Genomic DNA, 21557 nt, shown 5'->3' on the forward strand with positions numbered 1-21557 from the left:
AATGCGCTCGATCCTGATCCCGATCCGCCGTCTGATCCACCGTGCGACGCAGGTTGGCTTACATATCGAACGGCGGTTAGAGCCGTTCTTTCGCCGCCGCCTGAACGCGCTGGTCCGCGACCCGCTGGCGCGATTGATCCAACGGCTCAAGAACCGCAAGCGCGACGACTTTGGGCTGGAATTGGCGGAAGAGAAAATCTTTGATTGGGAAGAGGAAGCGCTGCAAACCATCATCGACGAGATGCGCGAGCAGATGAACCTGCACTTCCAGCCCGGCGCGTATGAACGCGGCGGCAACACCAAGACGCACGGGTTGGTCAAAGCCACATTCACCGTGCTGCCCGACCTGCCCGACCATCTGCGCCACGGGGTGTTTGCGACCGAACGGGAATATCCCGCCTATATCCGATACGCCGGACCGGGGCCGGACGTGCCCGAGGATATTCGCGACGTGGGCTTCGGGTCGATGTCGGTCAAAGTCATGGATGTGCCCGGCCCGAAACTGATGGACGAGGAAAAATTCACGCAAGACTGGCCCGCCGTCGTGACACCCACCTTCGTCACCCCAAACGCCCGTGAAAACGCCAAGCTGCAATATTGGAGCACGATTGACGAACCACTTTGGTATTTCCTCAATCCCTTGGACAACCATGTGCTTGATATGCTGATGCAGGGGCTTTGGAACGAGACGCAATATAACCCGCTTGGCCACAGGTATTATAGCTGTGTGCCCTATCTGATGGGTGAAGGTCAGGCGATGCTCTATTCCTATGTGCCGCGCACCGACGTTCCCATGGACATCCCCGGCGTGCCGTTTGGCCGCGTGCCACCCAATTACCTGCGTGACAACATGGCCAAAACCTTGCGCGAAAAACCGGTCGAGTTCGACATGGTCGTGCAGATCCAAACCGACCCTCACCTGATGCCGATCGAGGACGCCTCGGTGCTCTGGCCCGAGGAGCTTTCGCCATGGATCCCCGTCGCGCGCATTCGCATACCAATGCAAGTATTTGAAAAACCTGCGCAAATGGCGTTTGCACGCAACATGAGGATCAACCCGTGGCATTCCCTGCCCGCGCACCGGCCCTTGGGCAATCAAAGCCGCGCGCGCAGGCGGATGTATCAGGAATTGGCGCGGTTCAGGCAGCACATGAACAAGGTCGACCATATCGAGCCGACCGGAGATGAGGTGTTTGAGTGAGCACAAAAGCGACCGTCCCGCCGGTGCGTTCACCAGCGGGAGGGTCGCTCAATGTCTTTCCCCTTAGACTGTGCCGCCCAAGCTGCCCTCCAAGGCAACCAGTTCCTGCCCGCCTGCCATCAGGTCCTGAAGCTCTTCGGGGGTGATCTGACCGCGCTGTGCGGTGCCCAGTGTCTGACCACGGTTCAGAACGGTAAAGCGGTCGCCCACGGCCATCGCATGGCGCACGTTGTGGGTGATGAACACCACGGCGATGCCTTGCTTGCGAACCTTTGCGACGGTGGCCAGAACATTCGCGGTTTGGCGCACCCCAAGGGCTGATGTCGGTTCATCCAAGATCAGCACCTTGGCGCCGAAATGGACCGCGCGGGCAATCGCCACGGTCTGACGTTCACCGCCAGACAACGTGCCCACGGCCTGATCCGGTCCGCGCAGGTTGATGCCCATCTTGCTCATCTCATCCATGGTCACTTGGTTGGCATAGTCGTGATCGAAGAAATTCAAGGGGCCAACTTTTTTCACCGGCTCGTTGCCCATGAAAAAGTTGCGACTGACCGACATCAGCGGGATCATCGCCAAGTGCTGGTGCACCGTAGCGATCCCGGCCGATATTGCATCGCGCGGGTCGGCAAAATGCATTGGGTGACCTTCGAACAGGATTTCGCCTTTGGTGGGTTGATGCACGCCGGACATGGTCTTGATGAAGGTCGATTTGCCAGCGCCGTTATCGCCCAGAAGGCAATGGCATTCACCGGGAAACACATCCAGCGAGACACCGGCAAGCGCGATGACAGACCCGAAGTGCTTTTCGATATTCTTCATCTGGATGATTGGTGCGTGTTCGGGATTCATATCAACGCTCCCCTGTGATGATGCGACGGATATAGGTGTTTAGGATCACGGCAAACAGCAAGATCACACCAAGAAATACACGGAACAGACTGCTTTCGACCCCGGCAAAGAACAGGCCCTGCTGCACCACGCCGAAGATCAGCGCGCCAAGCGCCGCCCCCAGAACCGAGCCATAGCCGCCCGTCAACAACGCGCCCCCGATGACCACAGCGATGATCGCTTCGAATTCCTTCAGAAGACCCCGATCGGACCCGGCAGAGCCAAACTCCATCACCTGACAAGTTGCGAAAACACAGGCGCAAAATGCGGTGAACATGAACATGCTGACTTTGACCTTATTGACCGGCACACCCGAGTTGCGGGCTGCCTCTGCGTCGCCGCCAGCCGCGAAAATCCAGTTTCCGAAACGCGTCTTGGTCAGCAGAACATGGCCCAGGATAACCAGAATGATGGCCCAAATGATCAGCATGGGGATGCCATCGACGACCGGTTGCCCCTTGCGGGTGCCACGCTCGAATGTGGCGATCAGACCTGCATCGCCCAGCCAGTTGAACATGCCCCCCAAAATCTTTCCGCCAAATACGGCCGCCAGCCAATCGCCTTCGGCCACATCCTTGATGCCGCCAATGATTGTCTTACGCTCGATCTGTTGCGGCAGAAAAATCGCAAAGCCGCGCAGAATGAACAGGAAGGCCAGCGTCACGATAAAGCTGGGAAGCCCTGTGCGCACGACGATAAAACCATTCAAACCCCCAATGGCGATACAGATGGCGAAGGTTACCAAGATCGCCATCCAGACCGGCCAGCCCATCGTGACCGAGAAGATCGCGATCAACATGCCCGCAAAGCCGATCATCGAACCGACCGACAGGTCGAACTCCCCCGCGATCATCAACAGGCACGCCCCCACGGCGATGATCATGAATTGCGCCGACACGATCGACCAGTTCATGATCCCTTGGCTGTTGAACATGCCACTATCGAAGGCGAACAGCAGAAAGAAGGTGAACACGGCAATTGTGCCGACGATGCCGCCCAGCTCGGGGCGGATCATGGCTTCGCGGAATCTGGAACGGGTCTTGATCCGTTCGTCGACAACCGATGGAATTGGTGCGTTGGACATGGTGGCCTCATACGTCCTTGGTCAGGACATGATGTTTCAAGAGACAAAAAGGGCGGCCAAAATGCTCTGGCCGCCCGTGTGGACAGAAGATTAGCGGTATTCGCCCGCGTATTCCTCGATCTTGGTCAGCCCGTCCGCGGTCACGAAACCGGGGCCCGAGTTGATGTTGTTGCCCGGCAGCACGCCATACCGGTGATAGTTGGTCATCACCACGACCGGCAGATAGGCCTGCAGGAAGGGCTGTTGGTCGATGCCCCATTGGATCACACCAGACTTGATGCCTTTGACAATTTCTCCGCCCAGATCGAACGTGCCGAAATAGATGTCACCGGCCATGCCGTTTTCTTCTAACGCCAGCAATGTCGGGTCCGCCGAGGTCGGTCCGAGCGTCAGCACCGCGTCAGTGTCCGGGTTGGCCGACAGATAGGCCAGCACACGGTTCTTGATCTCGGCGGGGTCTTGCCCGGCGTCGATCATCTGGTCGCCCAGTTCGATGCCCAGACCGTCAGCAAAGCCCTGACACCGTTCTTGCGACGACGGTTGCACGATGTAGTGGTTCACACACAGAAAGCTGCCCACACCGTCACCTTTTGCACGAACACCAGCCGCAAGACCTGCGTCGTATTCCGGCTGGCCGACATACATCAGGGCGCCGACTTCGCGGGCCTGATCAGGGGTGCCCGTGTTCATGATGATCACGTCCACGCCACTGTCGACAGCCGCTTTGATCGGGCCGCTGAGCACGTCGTAGTCGGCCAGAGTCGTAATAATCCCGTTCGGACCGGACGCTGCGGCCTGTTCGATGATCCGCGCCATATCGGCCAGATCACCTGTTGGCGGGTTACGGTATTCGACATCGACGCCCATTTGCTCACCAGCCAAGGCGATGCCGTTCTTGATCGTGTTCCACCAGCTGTCACTGTCCGGCGCGTGGCTGACCAGAATGTATTTCTCTCCGTCCGCGTAGGCGCTTGTGGCAGCCATCAGTGGCGCTGCGGCAACGGCAGAAGCCAGCACCAGTTTTTTCATCAGTGAAGTCATGTTTTCCTCCCAGAAGTTCACCGTCTTTAGGCGAAAGGGCGGTCCTCCCCGCCTCTCCGACTCAAGGTAAAGCACATCTGGCGCATTTTTGCAACCGGTTGCAAAAAGGGTTGGGGTATTTCATGCTGCACCTGTCTGGAAAACCAGATAAAAGGTTCGAAACAAGAATTTCCTGGGATGCAATGCATGGCCGTCACGTTGAAAGAGGTTGCAGAACGCGCCGGGGTTTCCCGCTCGGCGGTGTCACGCACCTTCACCAACGGGGCGTCGGTGTCCGACAAGATGCGGCGCAAGGTCGAAAAGGCCGCGCGCGAGCTGGGCTACAGCCCGAATGCGCTGGCGTCGTCGCTGACAACCGGGCGCACAAAGCTGATTGGCTTGGTGTCCAACAACTTTCACAACCCGATCTTTCTGCAGGTGTTCGACCTGTTCACACGGGGCCTGCAGGACCGCGGGCTGCGCCCCCTGCTGGTCAATCTGACCGACGAGGTCGACCCGGAACAATCGGTCCGCATGCTGCGCCAATACTCGGTCGATGGGGTGGTCGTTGCCTCGTCCACCCTTCCTCCGGGCTTCGCCAAGGCATTTCGTGATGCAGGCGTGCCGGTGGTGCATTCCTTTGGCAGGTATTCGTCCGCGCCGCAGGTGCATGTGGTTGGCATCGACAACTTCGAATGTGGTCGCATGGCGGCACGCTGCCTGGTCGACCGTGGCTATGATCACGTGGCCTTTCTGGGCGGGCCGGAAAGTGCGACATCGACGCAAGACCGGCTGTCCGGTTTCATGACGGAAATGTCGACCCATCCGGGTATCCGCACCAGCTTTTCCTATGCCGATGCCTATTCCTTTGACGCAGGTCGGCGCGAGATGTTGCGGCTTCTGAAAGACACGCCAGCACAGGCCTATTTCTGCGGTGACGATGTTTTGTCAATCGGGGCGCTGTCTGCCGTGATCGACAGCGGCCTGTCGGTCCCTGACGACATCGGCATCATCGGTCTGAACGACATGGAAATGGCCCAATGGGAGAACATCAACCTGACCACGATCCATCAACCGATCCGTCAGATTGTGACCTCCTCCATCGAACTGATGGTCGCGATGCTGGACGAACCCGACCGGTATCCCGAGGCGCGGATTTTCCCGTGTTCTGTGGTTGAACGGGGCACCCTGCGCCCCGTCCTCAAATCCTAGCGAAACATTGGTGGACGCGCGTCCAGCCACGCGCCGTCAGCCTTCGCCGAGGCCACAGCCGCATGCACGGCCGCCATTGACCGCACGCCGTCGGACGCATTGGGCAGCCCATCGCGGGTTTCGCCCCGGATCGCATCAGCCAGATCGCAATAGATGTTTGCCACAGCCAGCGGGAAGCCTTCGGGATGGGCGATTGCCACGCGCGACAGGCGTTGCGCCTCTTCATGCAATCCACCCTCGCCTTTTTCGATGATCTGAGTGCGGCCCCCGACAGGTGTATAAATCAACTGGTTGGGCTGCTCCGACGCCCAGCGCAGACCACCAGTTTCGCCAAACACCTGAATATCAAACCCATGCTGACGCCCGATCGCAACCGACGACGTCCACAGCCGCCCAACCGTGCCACCAGCCATGCGGAAATTGACCATCGCGTCATCTTCCAATTCGCGGCTGGCAATGGTCGAGGCGAAATCGGCCGACAGTCTTTCGACCTCATCGTCACAAATGAACCCGGCCATGTGCATTGCGTGGATGCCGCAATCGGCAAACTGCCCGGACACGCCCGCCATCGCCGGATCATAGCGCCAGCGCACCCTCGGATTGTCCGCGTCAGTCGCGTCGCCGTGATGACCGTGGCTGAAATTCGTAACGACCAGACGCACCTTGCCGAGCTCGCCTGCACGCACCATCGCGCGCGCTTGGCGGACCATCGGATAGGCGGAGTAGCAGTAGTTCACGGCGCAGATTTTCCCGGTCGCCTGGGCCACGCGGACGATCTCTTCGCCCTCGTCCACGCTCATGGTCATCGGCTTTTCGCACAGCACGTTGAACCCACCCTCAAGAAAGGCTTTTGTGATCTCGAAATGCGTCGCGTTGGGCGTTGCCACAGTGACCAGATCAACGCGGTCTTCGCGGTCTTTCTCACCCGCCAGCATTTCCTGCCAGTTGCCATATGCGCGGTCCGCAGCCACGCCCAGACGTTGCGCATAATCGCGCCCCACATCGGGGCGATGATCCAACGCACCGGCGGCAAGTTCAAACAGCCCATCCGCCTGCGCACCAAGGCGATGCGCCGGTCCAATCTGGCTGCCTTCACCGCCGCCAATCATGCCCCATTTCAGTTTTGCCATGAGATGATTTCCTCAACTAAAGCCAATAGATTCAAGGTATTCGCGATTGATCCGCGCATCACCCACCGGGTCGGGATCAAGCGTTGGGTCGCAGTCCTGTTCGACCGTGCACCAACCTTGGAACCCAGCATCCAGCAACACTTGCCGCACCGCTGGGAAGTCTACGTCGCCGTCGCCCAGATTGCAGAAAATCCCCTGCCCGCAGGCGTCATAGAACCCGGTGCGCTTCTCGATCACGTCGGCTTTCACATTTGGATCAATATCCTTGAAGTGCATATACGAGATGCGATCCATGTGGCGTTTCATGAACGCCACCGGGTCAAAACCGGCATAAGAATGGTGCCCTGTGTCGAAGCAGATCTTCAGGATCTTCTCATCCACTTCATCCAGCAGCCGTTCCAGCTCTGGTTCGAAATCCATGAAGCCTGCGGCATGGGCGTGGATGCCGACCGTCAGCCCATATTCCTCGGCCCCAATCCGCGCGCTTTCTGCGATGCGGTCGCGATAGGCTGTCCATTCAGCCTTGTCCATCTGTTCGGCCATGTCAGCGCGACCCGCCGTCGGCGCACGGCGTGGCGATATTGAATCGATCAGCACAAGATGCTCCGCCCCATGCGCCTTCAATGCGCGCGCGGTGCGGTGCGTTGCGTCTAGCACGTCTTCCCAAGCGTCAGGGTCGTGATAGGCGCGGAATACCACGCCGCCGATCAGCTCCAGTTCATGCTTCACCAACGCCTCGCCAAGCACGGCAGGGTCTTCGGGCATGAAGCCCACAGGCCCCAGTTCAATGCCCTTATAACCCGCTGCAGCGCAGTCCTTGAGGACCGATTGCCAGCTGGGATTGCGCGGGTCTTGCGCAAATTCTACGCCCCAGGAACAGGGCGCATTGCCAATTCTGATTGTCATCCAAGTGCCTTTCTGATGCTCAGAACGTTTCGATATCTTGCCAAGCCTCATCGCGGGACGAGGTCATGGCGGCCGCGATCACGCGGTTCACCTCCATCCCATCACGGAATGTTGGCCAAACGGGTTTTCCGGTTTCAATCGCGGCAAGAAAATCGCGTGCCTCGATGATGATCTGGTCTTGGTAACCAGTGCCATGTCCCGGCCCCTGACAGAACGGAAGGTAGTCTGGATGCGCCGGGCCGGCCAGGATCTTGGTAAAGCCGCGCGTGGCTTCAGGCCCCTCCATCCGATACAGCCAGATCGCATTCTGATCTTCCTGGTCAAAGCGGATCGCGCCCTTGGTGCCCGTGATTTCATAGGCATAACCCATCTTGCGCCCCGTCGCGATGCGGCTGAAATACATCTGACCCATCGCGCCGTTTTCAAACCGGCACATCATCTGGGCGTGGTCGTCATTCGTAACGTCCCCGCCGGGTCGGGTGGCATGCACCGTTTCGACGGTTGCCATCACGCGCGTGATCGGCCCCAACAAGGCGAGCGCCGCGTTGATCATGTGTGGGGCAAGGTCGCCCATTGTTCCGTTCGCCTCGCCCGTGGTGCGCCACGTCGCGGGCGCTTCGGGGTCGGCATAGAAATCTTCGGTGTGTTCGCCGCGAAACCAAGTGACGTCGCCAATCTCTCCGTCCGCAATCAGTTGGCGCGCGAACTGGCTGGCCGGGGTGCGAATATAGTTGAAACCAACCATATTGGCCGCACCCGACGCTTCGGCGGCAGCGACCATGGCACGGCTGTCATCCAACGAGGCGCCCAGAGGCTTTTCACAGAACACCGGCTTGCCCAGAGCAAAGGCGGCTTCCGCGACAGTGCGGTGGGTTTCTTGTGGTGTGGCAATCACGATCGCCTCGACATTCGGGTCATTGACCAGCGCGCGCCAATCATCGGTGGCGCGCGCGAAGCCATAGGCCGCGCGGTATCGTTCAGCGCTTTCAAGGGTCGAGGCGCAGACCATTTCCAGCCGAGGCCGCAGCCCGGTATCAAACACCGCGCCAACCGCGGACATGGCGACAGCGTGGGCTTTGCCCATATAGCCACCACCAAGGATGCCGATCCCGATCTGGGTCATGATGCTGCCTTCCATTTTGAAATACAGTTTGCAACCGGTTGCAAAACTTGTATCTTGGGAATCGAAATCTCGCAAGCTGCATTCGGCACAGGGTCGAATTTTCCCGGAAAGGTTCGCGTTGACATGACACCGACACAAGACACCATCCGCTTGACCACGGCGCAGGCGATTATCCGTTGGCTTTCCAACCAGTTCATCGAGGTTGACGGGCAGGAAATGCGTCTGTGTGGCGGCGGTTTCGGCATCTTCGGGCATGGCAATGTCACCTGCTTGGGCGAGGCGTTGCACGGGGTGCAAGACGACCTGCCGCTGTATCGTGGGCAAAATGAACAAAGCATGGGATTCGCCGCCGCCGGGTATGCAAAGCAATGGCTGCGCCAACGGTTCATGTTCTGCACGGCAAGTGCCGGGCCGGGCACGTCGAACCTATTGACCAGTGCGGCTTTGGCCCATGCGAACCGGTTGCCCATGCTGCTATTGTGCGGGGACACGTTCCTGACCCGCCTGCCCGACCCGGTCTTGCAGCAGATGGAGAACTTCAACGACCCGACCTTTGGCGTGAATGACGCCTTCAAACCTGTGGTGCGGTATTGGGACCGGATCACGCACCCGGCGCAGGTGGTCCAGTCGCTGCCAGCCGCGATTGCCACGATGCTGGACCCGGCCGATTGCGGCCCGGCCTTTTTGGGGCTGCCGCAGGATGTGCAGGGTTGGACTTATGATTACCCGACAGTGTTTTTTGAAAAGAAAGTCCACCGCATCCGCCGCCAATCCCCGGATGCGGATGAGGTCGCAGATGCGACCGCAACGCTCGCGGGTGCGAAACGCCCGATGATCATCGCCGGCGGAGGCGTGCAATATTCGCGTGCGGTGGCGGAATTGACCGCGTTTGCCGAAGCCCACCAAATCCCTGTCGTTGAAACCATCGCGGGCCGCGCGAACATGCTGGCGACCCACCCGTTGAACATTGGCCCAATCGGTGTCACCGGATCGGACAGCGCCAATGCGATTGCCGAAACGGCGGATGTGATCGTCGCTGTTGGCACGCGGCTTCAGGATTTCACCACCGGGTCGTGGACAGCCTTTGCTAAGGACGCGCAATTCATATCGGTGAATGCCGCCCGCCACGACGCGGCCAAGCATATGTCCCTGCCAGTGGTAGGCGACGCAAAACTGTCGCTGACCGCCTTGACCGATGCTTTGGACTACGCCGCCCCTACCGCTTGGGTCACTACTGCGCAGGACAAGCGGCGGGCGTGGGATGATTATGTGGCCGCCAATGTGTCCCACGGCAACCGCCCGAATTCTTATGCGCAGGCCATCGGTGTTGTGAACGATCTGTGCGATCCGCGCGACCGCGTGGTGGCCGCAGCGGGCGGATTGCCTGCCGAAGTTACCGCCAACTGGCGCACGCTGGACATCGGCACGGTGGATGTCGAATTCGGGTTTTCCTGCATGGGATACGAAATATCTGGCGCATGGGGCGCGCGCATCGCGCAATCAGAACAAGAGCCCGACAAGGACACGATCGTCTTCATCGGTGACGGGTCTTACTTGATGATGAACTCGGACATCTATTCGTCGGTCCTGAGCCGGAAAAAGCTGATCATCCTTGTGCTGGACAACGGTGGCTTTGCGGTGATCAACAAGCTGCAAAACAACACCGGCAACGAAAGCTTCAACAACCTGATCGCCGATTGCCCGACCATCCCTGCGCCTTTTGGCGTCGACTTCGAAGCACATGCAGCATCACAAGGGGCGATTGCCGAAACCGTGTCGAACCCCAGTGAGTTGGGCGAAGCTTTCAGTCGCGCGAAGGCGTCGGACCGCACCCATGTCATCGTCATGAAGGTCGATGCCTACGAAGGCTGGACCACCGAAGGTCACGCGTGGTGGGAGGTCGGCACGCCCCATATCACCGACAGCGACCGCGTTCGCGCCGCACATGAGGACTGGGAAAGCAGCCGCTCCAAACAGCGCAAGGGCGTGTGATGAAACGCTACACCGCTCAGACAGCCAACCCCGCCGAAATTGTTCAGGAACTGCTACATGGCGGCGGGGCCGTCGGTATTTCAGGCCTGTTCACGCCCGAAGAAATCGCCGAGGCGCGCGCCATTGTCATGGCCCACTCGGAAAGTGCCGCCGAGAAGGTAACGCATTTTCAGGGGGCCGCTGAAGACGCTGGCAAACTGGACCTGCAACGCCGGGTTTGGAACTTGTTGGCAAAGGGGGCGGTCTTTTCGCGCATGGCGTCGCATCCGGTCTTGATGGATGTCCTGCGCGCCTTTCTGGGCACTGAATTCATCATGGGATCGATCGCGGCCAACCGCATTTTGCCGGGTGGTCCCGGGCAGGAACCGCATGTGGATTACCCCTATTGGGACTTTCACAAACCCGAAACCCATCCGGTTGGCCTGAACGGGTCGTTTCCCATGAATGCGCAGGTTTCAGTTCTGCTTGATCCGTTCACCGAAGAAAGCGGCGCGACCGGCTATGTGCCCGGATCGCAACGGGAATTGCGATACCCAACCGCCGAAGATCGTTTCTACGACAAGTGTGAACGCATGACCGGACAGCCCGGCGACGTGGCGCTGTTTTACGGCGTCACTTGGCATTGCGCGATGCCGAACAAGGCGGATCACGACCGCAGCGCCATCCTGATCCAATACCTGCCGAAATGGGTAAAGCCGATGGAGGACATGCCCGCCGCGCTGCCGCAGGATTTCCTGGATCAGGCCAGCCCGGATATGCGCCAGCTTTTGGGATTGAACTATCCCTATCCCGAAGTGCTTGATGCCGCGCGCGCCGGAAATACGGAGGGGCGGTCGTGATCCTGAATGGCATCTCGAAACGCAATTTTCTGGTGATCGGGCGGGTCGGCATGGACCTTTCCCCCGACCCGCCCGGCACGCGCACGCGGAATGCACAAAACATGATGGTCGCGATGGGCGGCAGCAGCGCCAATATCGCGGCGGGGCTGGTGAAACTCGGCTGTCAGGCTGCTTTGGTCACCCGCGTGTCGGACGACGCTGTGGGTTGGTATTGCGAAGGGCAGTTGGACGCATACGGCGTCGACCGCACCCATGTCAGCCGCATCCAAGGCGAAGAGCGCACCTCGCTTGCCGTCTATGAAACCCGCGTCGAAGAGCATCAAAGCGTTATCTACCGCAACAATGCTGCCGATTTTCAAATGTCCATCGAGGATGTCGAGGCGGTCGATTATGCAAGCTTCGGCGCGTTGATTACCGCAGGCACCGTGTTTGCGGCAGAGCCGTCCCGCACGGCCACATTCCGGGCGTTCGAACTGGCCAAGGCCGCCGGTTTGCCGATCATCTTTGATGTGGATTACCGCCCCTATAGCTGGTCCTCACCGAGGGTTGCCGAAGAGGTTCTGTCACGCGCTGGCGCCCTATCAGACGTGATCGTTGGCAATGACGAAGAATTCGGCTTCATGGCCGGAGACATCGCGCACGGGTTAGACAAGGCGCGTGACCTGGCCGGGTCGTCTGCCACGATTGTCGTGTATAAAATGGGCGCTGAAGGTGCGATCACACTGGCTGATGGAGCAGAAATTCGCACCGGCATCTTTCCCACCAAGGCCGTGAAACCCACCGGTGCTGGCGACAGTTTCATGGCGGGCTTTCTGGCCGCTCTGGCGGACGGGCAAGCACTGCGCGACGCCATTCTGCGCGGGTCCGCCTGCGCCTCCATCGTCGTGGCCAAGCCCGGCTGCGCCCCCGCAATGCCCAATACAGCCGAGCTTGAGGCGTATCTCGCCTCGCATCCCGGCCCCACCGACTGCTGAAAGGATATCCAATGCATATCGCGCCCCATGACAATCAAAACAAGCCCATCGTCGATGTCGATCATGACCTTGTGCCGTTGAACTACTTCAACATCGTCAAGCTGAAGAAGGGCGAGGTCTTCGACTACGCCGTGCCGGGATATGAGACCTGCATCGTGCCTGCGACGGGCACCGTTGACGTAGATGTCGACGGCGCGGCCTATCCGGCACTGGGCAACCGGACGGTCGACGTTTGGGACGGCGAGCCTGAAGGCGTCTATGTTCCCACCGGGGCACATGCGCGCATCACCTGTGTCACCGACGCCACCGAGGTCTTCATCGCCGGGGCGAAATTCGACAAGGTGTTGGAGCCGTTCGACGTGCGGGGTGACGCGATTGATTTGGTGCAATACGGGTCTGACGACACCAAAACGCATCGTAAAATCAAACACATACTGGGTGCAAACCACCACGATCAAGTCGGTCGACTGCTGGTTAGCGAGCTGTACACAGTCGGCCAAGGCGGCTGGTCTGGCTTTCCGTCACACAAACATGACACCGATCGCCTGCCCGACGAAACCCGTCATGACGAAACCTATAACTTCCGGTTCCGCCCTGACTATGGCTCCGGCGTTCAGATGTTGCAGCGCGAAGATAACGAACCGGGCGATGCCTATCACATCATGAACCGCTCAACCGTTCTGATCGACAAGGGATACCACCCCTGCGCCGTTCTGCCGGGTTATGAGATGTATTATTTCACCATCCTTGGGGGGCTTTCGCAGCGGTCGTTGAAACAGTATTTCCAACCGACCCACGCCGCCCAATTGCACACGATCCCTGGCATCATGGACATGGTGGCAAAGTTCAAATGACCCTTGCGACCTTGTCAGACGTGATTCAGCCCGCGTTGAAGCACGGATATGCCGTGGCCGGGCTGGTCACGCTGGGCTGGGAAGATATGCGCGCCTTCGTTGCAGCCGCCGAGGCAGAGGAAGTGCCCGTGATCTTGCAAGCTGGACCATCGTGCCGCGAACACACACCGCTTCCCATACTCGGCCGTATGTTTCGCCACTTGGCAGAAAACGCGACCGTGCCAGTCGTGGCCCATCTGGACCATGGCTACACGGCTGAGGATTGCCGGATCGCGATCGACAGCGGTTTCACCTCGGTGATGTTTGACGGCTCGCGCAAACCGCTGACCGAGAACATCGGACAGACCGCTGCCATCGTCCAGATGGCCCATCAGGCTGGCGTATCCTGCGAGGGTGAGATCGGTTTTGTCGGCTACTCGGGCGGCGAAACCTCGGCCGGGACAGACCCGGAAGAGGCGGCGCAGTTCGCCCGTGACACCGGCGTGGATGCCATGGCGATTTCGGTCGGCAACGTGCATTTGCAGCAGGACAAAGAAGGCGGTCTGGACATGGATCGCATTCGCGCCATCGAGGCCGTCACCAGCGTCCCATTGGTGATCCATGGTGGGTCTGGCGTGCCGGTGGCGCAACGCACGGCGCTTGCCCGAACTTCCAGCATCTGTAAATTCAACATCGGCACAGAACTGCGCATGGTCTTTGGGCAAGCCCTTCGTCATGCTGTGAACGCCGATCCCACTCGTTTCGACCGGGTGCAGATCCTGAAAGAAACGCATGACCCGGTGGTGGCTGCCACGCGCCGGGTGCTACAAGCCTTCAAAGGAGCTTGAGATGCTGAAAGTTGGACTTTTGGGCTGCGGCCGCATCGGGCAAGTGCATGCGCGATCCATCGGCCAAATCGACGGCGTGCGCGTCTCGGCGGTGGCCGATGCTTTCGCCGAGCCTGCTCAATCGCTGGCCGCACAAACTGGCGCGCAGGTGTTGGACAGCCAAGCCCTGATCGACAGTGCCGAGGTTGACGCGGTCGTCATCGGCACCCCGACGGACACCCATTACGACCTGATCCACGCCGCCGCTCGGGCCGGCAAGGCCATTTTCTGCGAAAAGCCCGTCGATATGTCCGCCGATCGCATCCGTGATTGCATCAAGGTGGTCGAGACATCCGGCGTCCCCTTCATGACCGCTTTCAACCGTCGTTTTGACCCGAACTTCGCAAATGTTCAGACGCGCATTGCCGGAGGCGAAATCGGCGCGGTCGAGATCGTGACCATTCAGTCGCGCGACCCGTCGCCGCCCCCGATCAGCTATATCAAAAGCTCGGGCGGGCTGTTTCGTGACATGATGATCCACGACTTGGACATGGCGCGATTTTTGTTGGGCGAGGAACCCGTCAGCGTTTACGCGGTTGGGTCGGCCTTGGTTGATTCAGAAATCGGGCGGGCCGGGGATGTCGATACAGCCGCCGTGACGCTGACCACTGCCAGTGGCAAGATTTGCCAGATTACAAATTCGCGTCGCGCGACCTATGGCTATGACCAACGGATCGAGGTGCATGGGTCGAAGGGCATGATCCGCGCCGAAAACATATTGGAAAACACGGTCGAGATCGCGTCGGAGGCGGGCTTTCGCAAAGCGCCCGCGCAACATTTCTTCTTGGAACGCTACGAGGCGGCCTACCGCGCCGAGATGCTGCACTTCGTGCGCGGCGTTTTGGATAGCAAACCGCTTTTTCCAGGGATCATCGACGGCCTGCGGGCTCAATTGCTGGCGGACGCTGCGACAAGTTCGCTGGCGCAGGGAACGCCTCTGTCCGTGGCGTAATCCGCGCGTTTGTCGCAAATATCAGCTTCTATCCCAGAGGCGGACACCTCGGGCAACTCGGACTTGGCTGTCTTTTCAGTCTCTAGCTCTGTGGGCACGGCGCAAACTTCCCTGTGAGTGGAGCCGCGCCAACAATTCATCGGTCGACAACCTGCGCCACGCGGCACAGGATAGCCTTTGATGAAGCAGGCAAAGTGAAAGGTATTCGCAATGGCCACCGAAATACTCGAGCATGTTTGGATCACCCTGTCAGACGGCTGCCGTCTGGGCGCACGCATCTGGCTGCCCGAAGGCGCGCGCGATACACCCGTTCCAGCGGTTCTGGAATACATCCCCTATCGCAAACGCGACGGAACCCGCGTGCGGGACGAGCCGATGCACGGCTATTTTGCAGAACATGGTTATGCCTCGGTGCGGGTCGATATGCGCGGGTCGGGCGACTCCGATGGTCACATGGCAGACGAATATCTGCCGCAAGAACAGGACGACGCGCTGGAGGTTCTGTCCTGGATCGCCGCGCAGGAGTGGTGCAGCGGCAATATCGGCATGATGGGCAAAAGCTGGGGCGGCTTCAACTGCCTGCAAGTCGCCGCCCGCCGCCCACCGGAACTGAAGGCCGTGATCCCGGTCTATTTCACCGACGACCGGTTCCGCGACGACATTCACTTCATGGGCGGCTGCCTTTTGAACGACAACCAGTGGTGGGGGTCAATCATGCTGGCTTATCAGGCCCGCCCGCTGGACCCCGAGATTGTCGGCGATTGCTGGCGCGAAGATTGGCTGAAACGCATCGACGACCTGCCCTTCTTCCCCGTCCTTTGGGCCGAACATCAACGCTATGACGCCTATTGGAAACATGGCTCGGTGCAGGAAGATTACGCTGCCATCACCTGCCCCGTTCTGGCCTTCGGGGGTTGGGCTGACAGCTATACCAACTCGGTCCCGCGGATGTTGGAGAACCTCTCGGTCCCCTGTCGTGGCATCATCGGCCCATGGGGCCATGTCTATCCCCATGACGGCATCCCCGGCCCCGCGATGGGCTGGCTGCAAGAGGCCGTGCGCTGGTGGGATCACTGGCTCAAGGGCATCGACACCGGCGTGATGGATGAGCCCAAGCTGCGCGCCTATGTGAACGACGCCACCCTGCCCGATGGCAGCCGCCCCATGCAACCCGGCCGTTGGGTCGGTGAGGTGGAATGGCCCTCAAACGAGGTCACGCCAATGCCCCTGTGGCTGACCAAATCGGGGCTTGCGGGGAAACCCGGCGCGGGCGAGCTCTCGATCCGCTCGCCGCAAAGCCACGGCAAGGCAGCGGGCGAATGGATGGCCGCCGGTGTGCCCGGTGAAATGCCCACCGACCAACGGCTTGACGATGGCGGGTCGCTGAATTTCGACACCGAGATCCTGACAGACGAGGTCGAGGTTCTGGGCCGCCCCCATCTTGACCTGACGCTGACATCAGACAGCCCAGTTGCGCAAATCGCGGTGCGCCTGTGCGACATTCTGCCAACGGGCGAGGTCTTGCGCGTCAGCTATCAGGTCCTGAACCTGACCCATCGCGACGGGCACGACCACCCGCAACCGCTGGAGCCCGGCAAGCCCACCAAGGTCCGTGTCGCGCTGAATATGTGCGGCCACCGGTTCGCCAAGGGGCACAGGATCCGCGTCTCGGTCGGCACCGCCTATTGGCCCATCGTCTGGCCCGCGCCCTATGCCGCGACCCTGACCGTCGCGCTGGAAGATGCCTGCCTGTCCCTGCCCCGCCGCGCAGGTGGCGACGTGCACCAGATGACCTTCCCTGACCCCGCGCACGGGCCGCTTACACCTGTCACCCAGCTTGATCCCGGCTCCATCGCCCGCACCAGTCTGCAGGATCACATGACGGGCGAAACGGTCTATATCACCGATGGCGTCGGCGGCGTGTTCGGCGAAGGTGTTCTGCGCTTTGACGATATCGGCACCCATACCGCCCACTCCCTTCGGCGCGAGCTGCGCATCCGGGACGACGACCCGCTGTCAGCCCGCTCGGTCATCGAGCAGAGTTATGACACCGTCCGCGACGGCTGGAACATCCGCACCGAAACCCGGCTTGAACTGACCTCGACCAAGACTGAATTCCACCTCGACGGCACATTGCGCGTGCTGGAAAACGGCGACGAACTGCGCAATCGCACATGGCACAAGGTCATCCCCCGCGATCTGATCTGAGCATCTCAATCGGTGGCAGGGTGCGCAACGCCTCTGGCGCCGAACGCGCACGGGCAACGGCATGCCGTCGACAGCGAATATTGAGACCAGGCAGCAGAAATTGGACAAGGCAGATTGCGAAAGGGAGGGTTCAAGGTTTTCAAAGCAAAGGGCCGCATTCCCAAGCGCGACATACACGTCGAACCAGCAGCGCCAAACCCGACAGTGATCGGAAATTAGTCCCCACATCCTTGACGCAAACCGCCGTCACAATGAGCCGCTAATCTTGCACTGTCCGCTTCGCTCCAATTGTCCGGGTCTGTGACCGCGACCCGCGGTCGGACATAGTCAGGGCCAAAATAGGCGTGACCATGTCCATCGGGTGCAGAGTTTGCAGCGCCATTTCAACGGCAAGTTGGAACTGGGTGACGACGGGCATGAATTTCATACCGGGCGAGACATCAACCGCAGCAAGCTCTCTCATCCATTCCGGCGCGCGGAACATTGATGCTGGTTCTTAAAAGGCAATCTTCCACCTACCCAAAAAGCGGCGCAGGATTTGTCCGTTCGCACAGACGAGGCTGTCCGCTTCATCAACACCGTCTCTGCATTGGACGGACCATTGCAGATTAATTTCTGAAGTTGCGTTTCGTGAACCAGCGGCAATTCAGAAATGTTGATCGGGGTGTTTGCTCGCGCATACCTCGCGTCGGCCAGAGTGGCTTGCGGCACACGATCCTTGCTTGGCGAATCGGGTTGGCGTTGAGCAGACCGTAGAAATACGGATTGGTGATTGCGGCTTCACCTGCGAGAAGTAGGCATGACCGCTTCAAATTCACATAACATCTCACGTTACCTGTGGCTCTGGGCACTTGCCGTTGCCGTGGTGCTTGGTGGGTTGGCGTTTCTTGAACGGCAAAGTCTGGTTCGCGAACTGACTGTCAAAAGCGCGACGCTTCACCGCTTGGCCTCACAACGCGCAGATCAGCATGATGCCCATCTGACGTCGCTGTCAGCGATTTTTGTGGCAGGCGGGGTCGAGCGTCAGGACTTGTTCCTGGATGTGGCCGCAACAATCATGCGCTTTTATTCCCGCATCACATCGGTGAATGTGATCCCGTTTGATCCATCCGAGCCCGCGATGCAAACACAGCCCGGACTTACGACCGAGGATGCAGCGCAGGTCGTTCAACTGGCCCGCAACTCGACAGGTGCGTTGGGGATTGGGCAAGTGCCGACGATGCCCGGCAACTACATGGTTGTGAAGCGCACGCCCAACACAGATGCGGCTCGTTATGGATTGGCGCTGATCATCAATGCCCGCGCGCTGGTCGAGACTGACGACCCCTTTTGGCAACGCCCGTCCGTATCGCTTCGCCTTTTGACACCGGACGGGCAGAAGGCGCTTGTTGGTCAGGCTTCACCCGACTCGGTGGGGTTCACAAAGCCACTGGGAAGTGCGTCCCAACCTTTGATCCTTGAAACCGCCCTGACAATCGGTGTGGCAGACGTCTTGCCGCTGGGCAAAGCGCTGGCTGCCATCTCGCTCGCGACAGCTCTGTTTGTTCTTGCGGCATTTGGCGTCAGGCAACGGGCACGCAGAACGGATGCAGAAAGTCGCGCAAAGCTCAGCGCACAGGAGACGCGTCTGGCGCACGCGTCGCGGGTGAATGCGATGGGAGAGATGGCCAGCGGGATGGCGCATGAATTGGCACAACCGTTAACGGCCATTCTGAGCCAAGCCCAGGCCGGTCGCCATTTGGTCCGGCGGGGCGACGCTGAACGCCTGGGCTCGGTACTGGACGAAACAGTGACACAGGCGCAGCGCGCCGCCGACATTCTTGACCGGCTAAGGCGTTGGAGCAAACCCAACCGTGCAGCTTCAGAACCCTGCGCGCTTCAGGATGCCGTTCATAGTGTGCAGCGTCTTTTGGCATCGGACGCCACGGCCAAAGGGGCCACAATTACGCTGTCTCTGTCCGAAGCACCGCTTCTGATTGATGCCGATCCGGTCGAGTTGGAACAGGTTGTCTTCAATCTGGTTCGCAACGCACTTGATGCCTCGGATGCGGCGCACGTCACGATCAAAGCTGATATCGATGGTAGCACTGCGATATTGGACGTCATCGACAACGGGCCGGGCGTGCCCGAAGCGATAAGAACACGCATCTTTGAACCGTTTGTCACCGGAAAATCAGACGGAACGGGCCTTGGGCTGGCGCTGTGCCAACGCTTGGTCGAGGAAATGGGCGGCGAAATTGAACTGGTATCCGAAGCGGTCGAGACGACGTTTCGGTTGTCCCTGCCGCTTTCACCACAGAAAGCCTCGTCATGAAAAAGCACGTCTATCTGGTCGATGATGATGAGGCCATCCGCAAGGCGCTGACCCTTCTGCTTGAAACGGTCGGCTTGGACGTGCGCAGCTTTGCGTCGCCCGAAACGTTCTTGAACCAAGCGCCCGGGCTGACACCGGGATGCTTGATCCTTGACATCCGGATGCCCGCAATCTCGGGGTTGAAGCTGCAAGAGAAACTGACCGAACAAGGCATGACATGGCCCACTGTCGTGATCAGTGGTCACGGTGATATCAAAGCGTGCAGACGAGCGTTTCGTAATGGTGCGATAGACTTCCTCAGCAAGCCGGTTGACGAGCAGGACCTGATCGACGCCATCCAAAAGGGCCATGCAGAACTTGAAGCACGGCAGCAAGCCTTGGAAGAACATGCCGAAGCGATTGCGCTGATCACCCAGCTTTCTGTTCGTGAGCAAGAAGTCTTGGGCATGATTGCCAAAGGGCTGACGACAAAGCAGATCGCAGACGCGCTTGGCCTGTCGCCGCGCACGGTCGAAAGCCATCGTGCCGCGATTGCAGCCAAGGCAGGCACGTCCTCTGCGGCGGAACTCACGCGATTCTGGCTGGATGCGCAGGTAGACCCGTAGAACTACGGATATCCTTGGGGTGGCTACGAATATCGCGGTCGACCCGTTGTCCCTAGACAAGGTGCATCAGTCACACAAAGGGAGATATCCAATGATCCGTACACTTACACTTGCCGCCGCTCTTCTCACACCTGCTGCTGCGTTTGCGCAGGACTTGCCATCCGCACCCTACCTGCCGCTCAACATGGCCACCCAAGCGGCACAGGCTGCTGTCGATGCGTGTGCCGCCGAAGGTCACAACGTCAGCGTTGCGATTGTCGCCCGCAGCGGCGTGACCAAGGTCATTCTGCGTGCCGACAACGCAGGCCCCCACTCCGTCGGGTCAAGCACGGGCAAAGCATTTACGTCCGCCAGCATGGGCCGCGACACTGCCGGCTTGGCCGGTTTCATCGGTGGAAACCCTGAAAACGACGGCCTGCGCGATATGGACAGCCGTTTGGTCATTCAAGCCGGTGGTTTGCCGATCAAGATCGGTGGTGCCTTGGTGGGTGGCATCGGTGTCGGTGGCGCACCATCAGGCGCGATTGACGAGACTTGCGCGCGCGCAGGCCTTGATACCATTGGCGCCGAATAAACCAAACATGACCTGCCCCTGTTCGGGGCGGGTCACCGCATGTGAAAGGTCAATCAAATGCTTCGTTTCCTGATCATAGCCGCCACGTTTGCTTTCACTGGCGTGGCCCATGCACAGACAGCACCCTCAACCTCAGACATAGCGTCTTACACCGGGCTTCATCTAGCAGCCCACGAAGGGCACCTGGACGATGTCAACCGGTTGATCGCATCAGGTGCAGATGTAGATGCACGAGATCGCGCGGGCCGAACGCCCGCCCATGTCGCCGCCTTCGCCTCGCATGACGACGTTGTCGCTGCTCTCGCCAAGGGTGGTGCGGATATGAATGCGCTGGAAGACCGTGTCTACGATGTTCTGACCATTGCCGCTGTCGCGAACGATCCTGAACTGGTGTCGTTGGCCATGCAGGTTGGCAATCGGCCGGACCTCGTCACCAGCGTCTACGACGGAACGGCCTTGATAGCTGCGGCGCATCTGGGCCACCACGACGTCGTCGCCCGACTGGTCGCCGGCGGCGCACCGCTGGACCACGTCAACAATCTTGGGTGGACCGCGTTGATCGAGGCTGTGGTACTGGGGGATGGCGGACCAGATCACGTGCGGACGGTCGAAGTTCTAGTAGAGGCAGGCGCTGACAAATCCATTGGTGATCGCGACGGTGTAACGCCACTTCAGCACGCAACGGCGCGTGGTTATGCAGACATGGTCACGCTTCTAAGGTGACAGTTGATCCATTGCGAAAAATCTAACGAATTGACGCAAAACCAGATACATCGAGCGTGTTTTGCCACGCCAATGCCAAAAGGTCAGGC

General features: G+C 59.7%; 20 protein-coding genes. 13 read left to right on the top strand and 7 right to left on the bottom strand.

The genetic code is table 11. From position 1 onward, the window contains the following. Nucleotide 1 precedes the first annotated feature (1 nt). The gene (locus tag ACXYMP_RS09580; RefSeq protein WP_458905906.1) at nt 2–1201 is read left to right on the top strand and encodes a catalase family protein; all 1200 of its coding nucleotides are present in this window, start codon (nt 2–4) and stop codon (nt 1199–1201) included. 63 nt (nt 1202–1264) lie between these two features. Here the strand turns inward: ACXYMP_RS09580 and ACXYMP_RS09585 are convergent, their stop codons facing one another. From ACXYMP_RS09585 to ACXYMP_RS09595, 3 genes are all read right to left on the bottom strand, one after another. Next, nucleotides 1265–2053 (bottom strand): ATP-binding cassette domain-containing protein, encoded by a 789-nt coding sequence (locus ACXYMP_RS09585; protein WP_298565273.1) that lies wholly within the window; start codon nt 2051–2053, stop codon nt 1265–1267. Between the two features lies 1 nt (nt 2054). Further along, complete coding sequence (locus ACXYMP_RS09590; protein ID WP_298565271.1) at nt 2055–3176, bottom strand: ABC transporter permease; 1122 nt, start codon at nt 3174–3176, stop codon at nt 2055–2057. A gap of 90 nt (nt 3177–3266) precedes the next feature. After that, the gene (locus ACXYMP_RS09595) at nt 3267–4217 is read right to left on the bottom strand and encodes a sugar ABC transporter substrate-binding protein (protein WP_298565269.1); all 951 of its coding nucleotides are present in this window, start codon (nt 4215–4217) and stop codon (nt 3267–3269) included. A gap of 186 nt (nt 4218–4403) precedes the next feature. On the opposite strand from ACXYMP_RS09595, the gene ACXYMP_RS09600 reads away from it, so the two are divergent. Next, the gene (locus ACXYMP_RS09600) at nt 4404–5408 is read left to right on the top strand and encodes a LacI family DNA-binding transcriptional regulator (RefSeq protein WP_458905909.1); all 1005 of its coding nucleotides are present in this window, start codon (nt 4404–4406) and stop codon (nt 5406–5408) included. On the opposite strand, the gene ACXYMP_RS09605 is transcribed toward ACXYMP_RS09600, so the two are convergent. Genes ACXYMP_RS09605 through ACXYMP_RS09615 form a run of 3 tightly spaced genes read right to left on the bottom strand, consistent with a single transcriptional unit; the run spans nt 5405 to nt 8567 of the window. Next, a complete protein-coding gene (locus tag ACXYMP_RS09605; protein WP_298565264.1) occupies nt 5405–6538 on the bottom strand; it encodes a Gfo/Idh/MocA family protein in 1134 nt (377 codons plus the stop codon). The two genes, ACXYMP_RS09600 and ACXYMP_RS09605, sit on opposite strands and share 4 nt — an antisense overlap. A gap of 12 nt (nt 6539–6550) precedes the next feature. After that, complete coding sequence (locus ACXYMP_RS09610) at nt 6551–7444, bottom strand: TIM barrel protein (protein WP_458905912.1); 894 nt, start codon at nt 7442–7444, stop codon at nt 6551–6553. A gap of 19 nt (nt 7445–7463) precedes the next feature. Beyond that, nucleotides 7464–8567, bottom strand: a complete 1104-nt coding sequence (locus tag ACXYMP_RS09615) for a Gfo/Idh/MocA family protein (protein WP_298565258.1) — start codon at nt 8565–8567, stop codon at nt 7464–7466. Between the two features lie 123 nt (nt 8568–8690). On the opposite strand from ACXYMP_RS09615, the gene iolD reads away from it, so the two are divergent. The 7 genes from iolD (at nt 8691) to ACXYMP_RS09650 (ending at nt 17252) form a co-directional block, all read left to right on the top strand. After that, the gene (iolD, locus tag ACXYMP_RS09620; protein ID WP_458905914.1) at nt 8691–10559 is read left to right on the top strand and encodes a 3D-(3,5/4)-trihydroxycyclohexane-1,2-dione acylhydrolase (decyclizing); all 1869 of its coding nucleotides are present in this window, start codon (nt 8691–8693) and stop codon (nt 10557–10559) included. After that, a complete protein-coding gene (locus ACXYMP_RS09625; RefSeq protein ID WP_298565252.1) occupies nt 10559–11398 on the top strand; it encodes a phytanoyl-CoA dioxygenase family protein in 840 nt (279 codons plus the stop codon). The genes iolD and ACXYMP_RS09625 overlap by 1 nt, the downstream gene beginning before the upstream one ends. Beyond that, nucleotides 11395–12372, top strand: a complete 978-nt coding sequence (gene iolC / locus ACXYMP_RS09630) for a 5-dehydro-2-deoxygluconokinase (protein ID WP_458905916.1) — start codon at nt 11395–11397, stop codon at nt 12370–12372. The genes ACXYMP_RS09625 and iolC overlap by 4 nt, the downstream gene beginning before the upstream one ends. 11 nt (nt 12373–12383) lie before the next feature. Continuing rightward, nucleotides 12384–13226 carry a 5-deoxy-glucuronate isomerase gene (locus ACXYMP_RS09635; protein ID WP_298565246.1) on the top strand — a complete coding sequence of 281 codons (843 nt, stop codon included), beginning with the start codon at nt 12384–12386 and terminating at the stop codon, nt 13224–13226. Continuing rightward, complete coding sequence (locus ACXYMP_RS09640) at nt 13223–14053, top strand: class II fructose-bisphosphate aldolase (protein ID WP_458905919.1); 831 nt, start codon at nt 13223–13225, stop codon at nt 14051–14053. The genes ACXYMP_RS09635 and ACXYMP_RS09640 overlap by 4 nt, the downstream gene beginning before the upstream one ends. A gap of 1 nt (nt 14054) precedes the next feature. After that, on the top strand, nt 14055–15044 hold the full coding sequence (gene iolG / locus ACXYMP_RS09645) for an inositol 2-dehydrogenase (RefSeq protein ID WP_458905921.1): 990 nt from the start codon (nt 14055–14057) through the stop codon (nt 15042–15044). A gap of 210 nt (nt 15045–15254) precedes the next feature. Then, nucleotides 15255–17252 (top strand): CocE/NonD family hydrolase, encoded by a 1998-nt coding sequence (locus tag ACXYMP_RS09650; RefSeq protein ID WP_458905923.1) that lies wholly within the window; start codon nt 15255–15257, stop codon nt 17250–17252. Between the two features lie 259 nt (nt 17253–17511). Here the strand turns inward: ACXYMP_RS09650 and ACXYMP_RS09655 are convergent, their stop codons facing one another. Continuing rightward, nucleotides 17512–17736, bottom strand: coding sequence for an alpha/beta-hydrolase family protein (locus ACXYMP_RS09655; protein WP_298565234.1), 225 nt, complete (start codon nt 17734–17736; stop codon nt 17512–17514). A 315-nt stretch (nt 17737–18051) separates the two neighbouring features. Here ACXYMP_RS09655 and ACXYMP_RS09660 point away from each other — a divergent pair, with 315 nt between their 5' ends. The 4 genes from ACXYMP_RS09660 (at nt 18052) to ACXYMP_RS09675 (ending at nt 21468) form a co-directional block, all read left to right on the top strand. Beyond that, nucleotides 18052–19566 (top strand): sensor histidine kinase, encoded by a 1515-nt coding sequence (locus ACXYMP_RS09660; RefSeq protein ID WP_458905926.1) that lies wholly within the window; start codon nt 18052–18054, stop codon nt 19564–19566. Then, nucleotides 19563–20171, top strand: a complete 609-nt coding sequence (locus ACXYMP_RS09665) for a response regulator transcription factor (protein ID WP_298565230.1) — start codon at nt 19563–19565, stop codon at nt 20169–20171. The genes ACXYMP_RS09660 and ACXYMP_RS09665 overlap by 4 nt, the downstream gene beginning before the upstream one ends. A gap of 91 nt (nt 20172–20262) precedes the next feature. After that, nucleotides 20263–20745: a GlcG/HbpS family heme-binding protein gene (locus tag ACXYMP_RS09670; protein ID WP_298565227.1), complete on the top strand. Its 483-nt coding sequence runs from the start codon at nt 20263–20265 to the stop codon at nt 20743–20745. A gap of 57 nt (nt 20746–20802) precedes the next feature. Next, nucleotides 20803–21468, top strand: a complete 666-nt coding sequence (locus tag ACXYMP_RS09675; protein ID WP_458905929.1) for an ankyrin repeat domain-containing protein — start codon at nt 20803–20805, stop codon at nt 21466–21468. Nucleotides 21469–21557: the final 89 nt, after the last annotated feature.

The sequence above is a fragment of the Aliiroseovarius sp. CAU 1755 genome (assembly GCF_054482655.1).

Bases quoted from the DNA above. Each gene is read 5' to 3' on its own strand.
- ACXYMP_RS09580 (WP_458905906.1), top strand. From the start codon at position 2: ATGCGCTCGATCCTGATCCCGATCCGCCGTCTGATCCACCGTGCGACG.
- ACXYMP_RS09585 (WP_298565273.1), bottom strand. From the start codon at position 2,053: ATGAATCCCGAACACGCACCAATCATCCAGATGAAGAATATCGAAAAG.
- ACXYMP_RS09590 (WP_298565271.1), bottom strand. From the start codon at position 3,176: ATGTCCAACGCACCAATTCCATCGGTTGTCGACGAACGGATCAAGACC.
- ACXYMP_RS09595 (WP_298565269.1), bottom strand. From the start codon at position 4,217: ATGACTTCACTGATGAAAAAACTGGTGCTGGCTTCTGCCGTTGCCGCA.
- ACXYMP_RS09600 (WP_458905909.1), top strand. From the start codon at position 4,404: ATGGCCGTCACGTTGAAAGAGGTTGCAGAACGCGCCGGGGTTTCCCGC.
- ACXYMP_RS09605 (WP_298565264.1), bottom strand. From the start codon at position 6,538: ATGGCAAAACTGAAATGGGGCATGATTGGCGGCGGTGAAGGCAGCCAG.
- ACXYMP_RS09610 (WP_458905912.1), bottom strand. From the start codon at position 7,444: ATGACAATCAGAATTGGCAATGCGCCCTGTTCCTGGGGCGTAGAATTT.
- ACXYMP_RS09615 (WP_298565258.1), bottom strand. From the start codon at position 8,567: ATGACCCAGATCGGGATCGGCATCCTTGGTGGTGGCTATATGGGCAAA.
- iolD (WP_458905914.1), top strand. From the start codon at position 8,691: ATGACACCGACACAAGACACCATCCGCTTGACCACGGCGCAGGCGATT.
- ACXYMP_RS09625 (WP_298565252.1), top strand. From the start codon at position 10,559: ATGAAACGCTACACCGCTCAGACAGCCAACCCCGCCGAAATTGTTCAG.
- ACXYMP_RS09635 (WP_298565246.1), top strand. From the start codon at position 12,384: ATGCATATCGCGCCCCATGACAATCAAAACAAGCCCATCGTCGATGTC.
- ACXYMP_RS09640 (WP_458905919.1), top strand. From the start codon at position 13,223: ATGACCCTTGCGACCTTGTCAGACGTGATTCAGCCCGCGTTGAAGCAC.
- iolG (WP_458905921.1), top strand. From the start codon at position 14,055: ATGCTGAAAGTTGGACTTTTGGGCTGCGGCCGCATCGGGCAAGTGCAT.
- ACXYMP_RS09650 (WP_458905923.1), top strand. From the start codon at position 15,255: ATGGCCACCGAAATACTCGAGCATGTTTGGATCACCCTGTCAGACGGC.
- ACXYMP_RS09655 (WP_298565234.1), bottom strand. From the start codon at position 17,736: ATGTTCCGCGCGCCGGAATGGATGAGAGAGCTTGCTGCGGTTGATGTC.
- ACXYMP_RS09660 (WP_458905926.1), top strand. From the start codon at position 18,052: ATGACCGCTTCAAATTCACATAACATCTCACGTTACCTGTGGCTCTGG.
- ACXYMP_RS09665 (WP_298565230.1), top strand. From the start codon at position 19,563: ATGAAAAAGCACGTCTATCTGGTCGATGATGATGAGGCCATCCGCAAG.
- ACXYMP_RS09670 (WP_298565227.1), top strand. From the start codon at position 20,263: ATGATCCGTACACTTACACTTGCCGCCGCTCTTCTCACACCTGCTGCT.
- ACXYMP_RS09675 (WP_458905929.1), top strand. From the start codon at position 20,803: ATGCTTCGTTTCCTGATCATAGCCGCCACGTTTGCTTTCACTGGCGTG.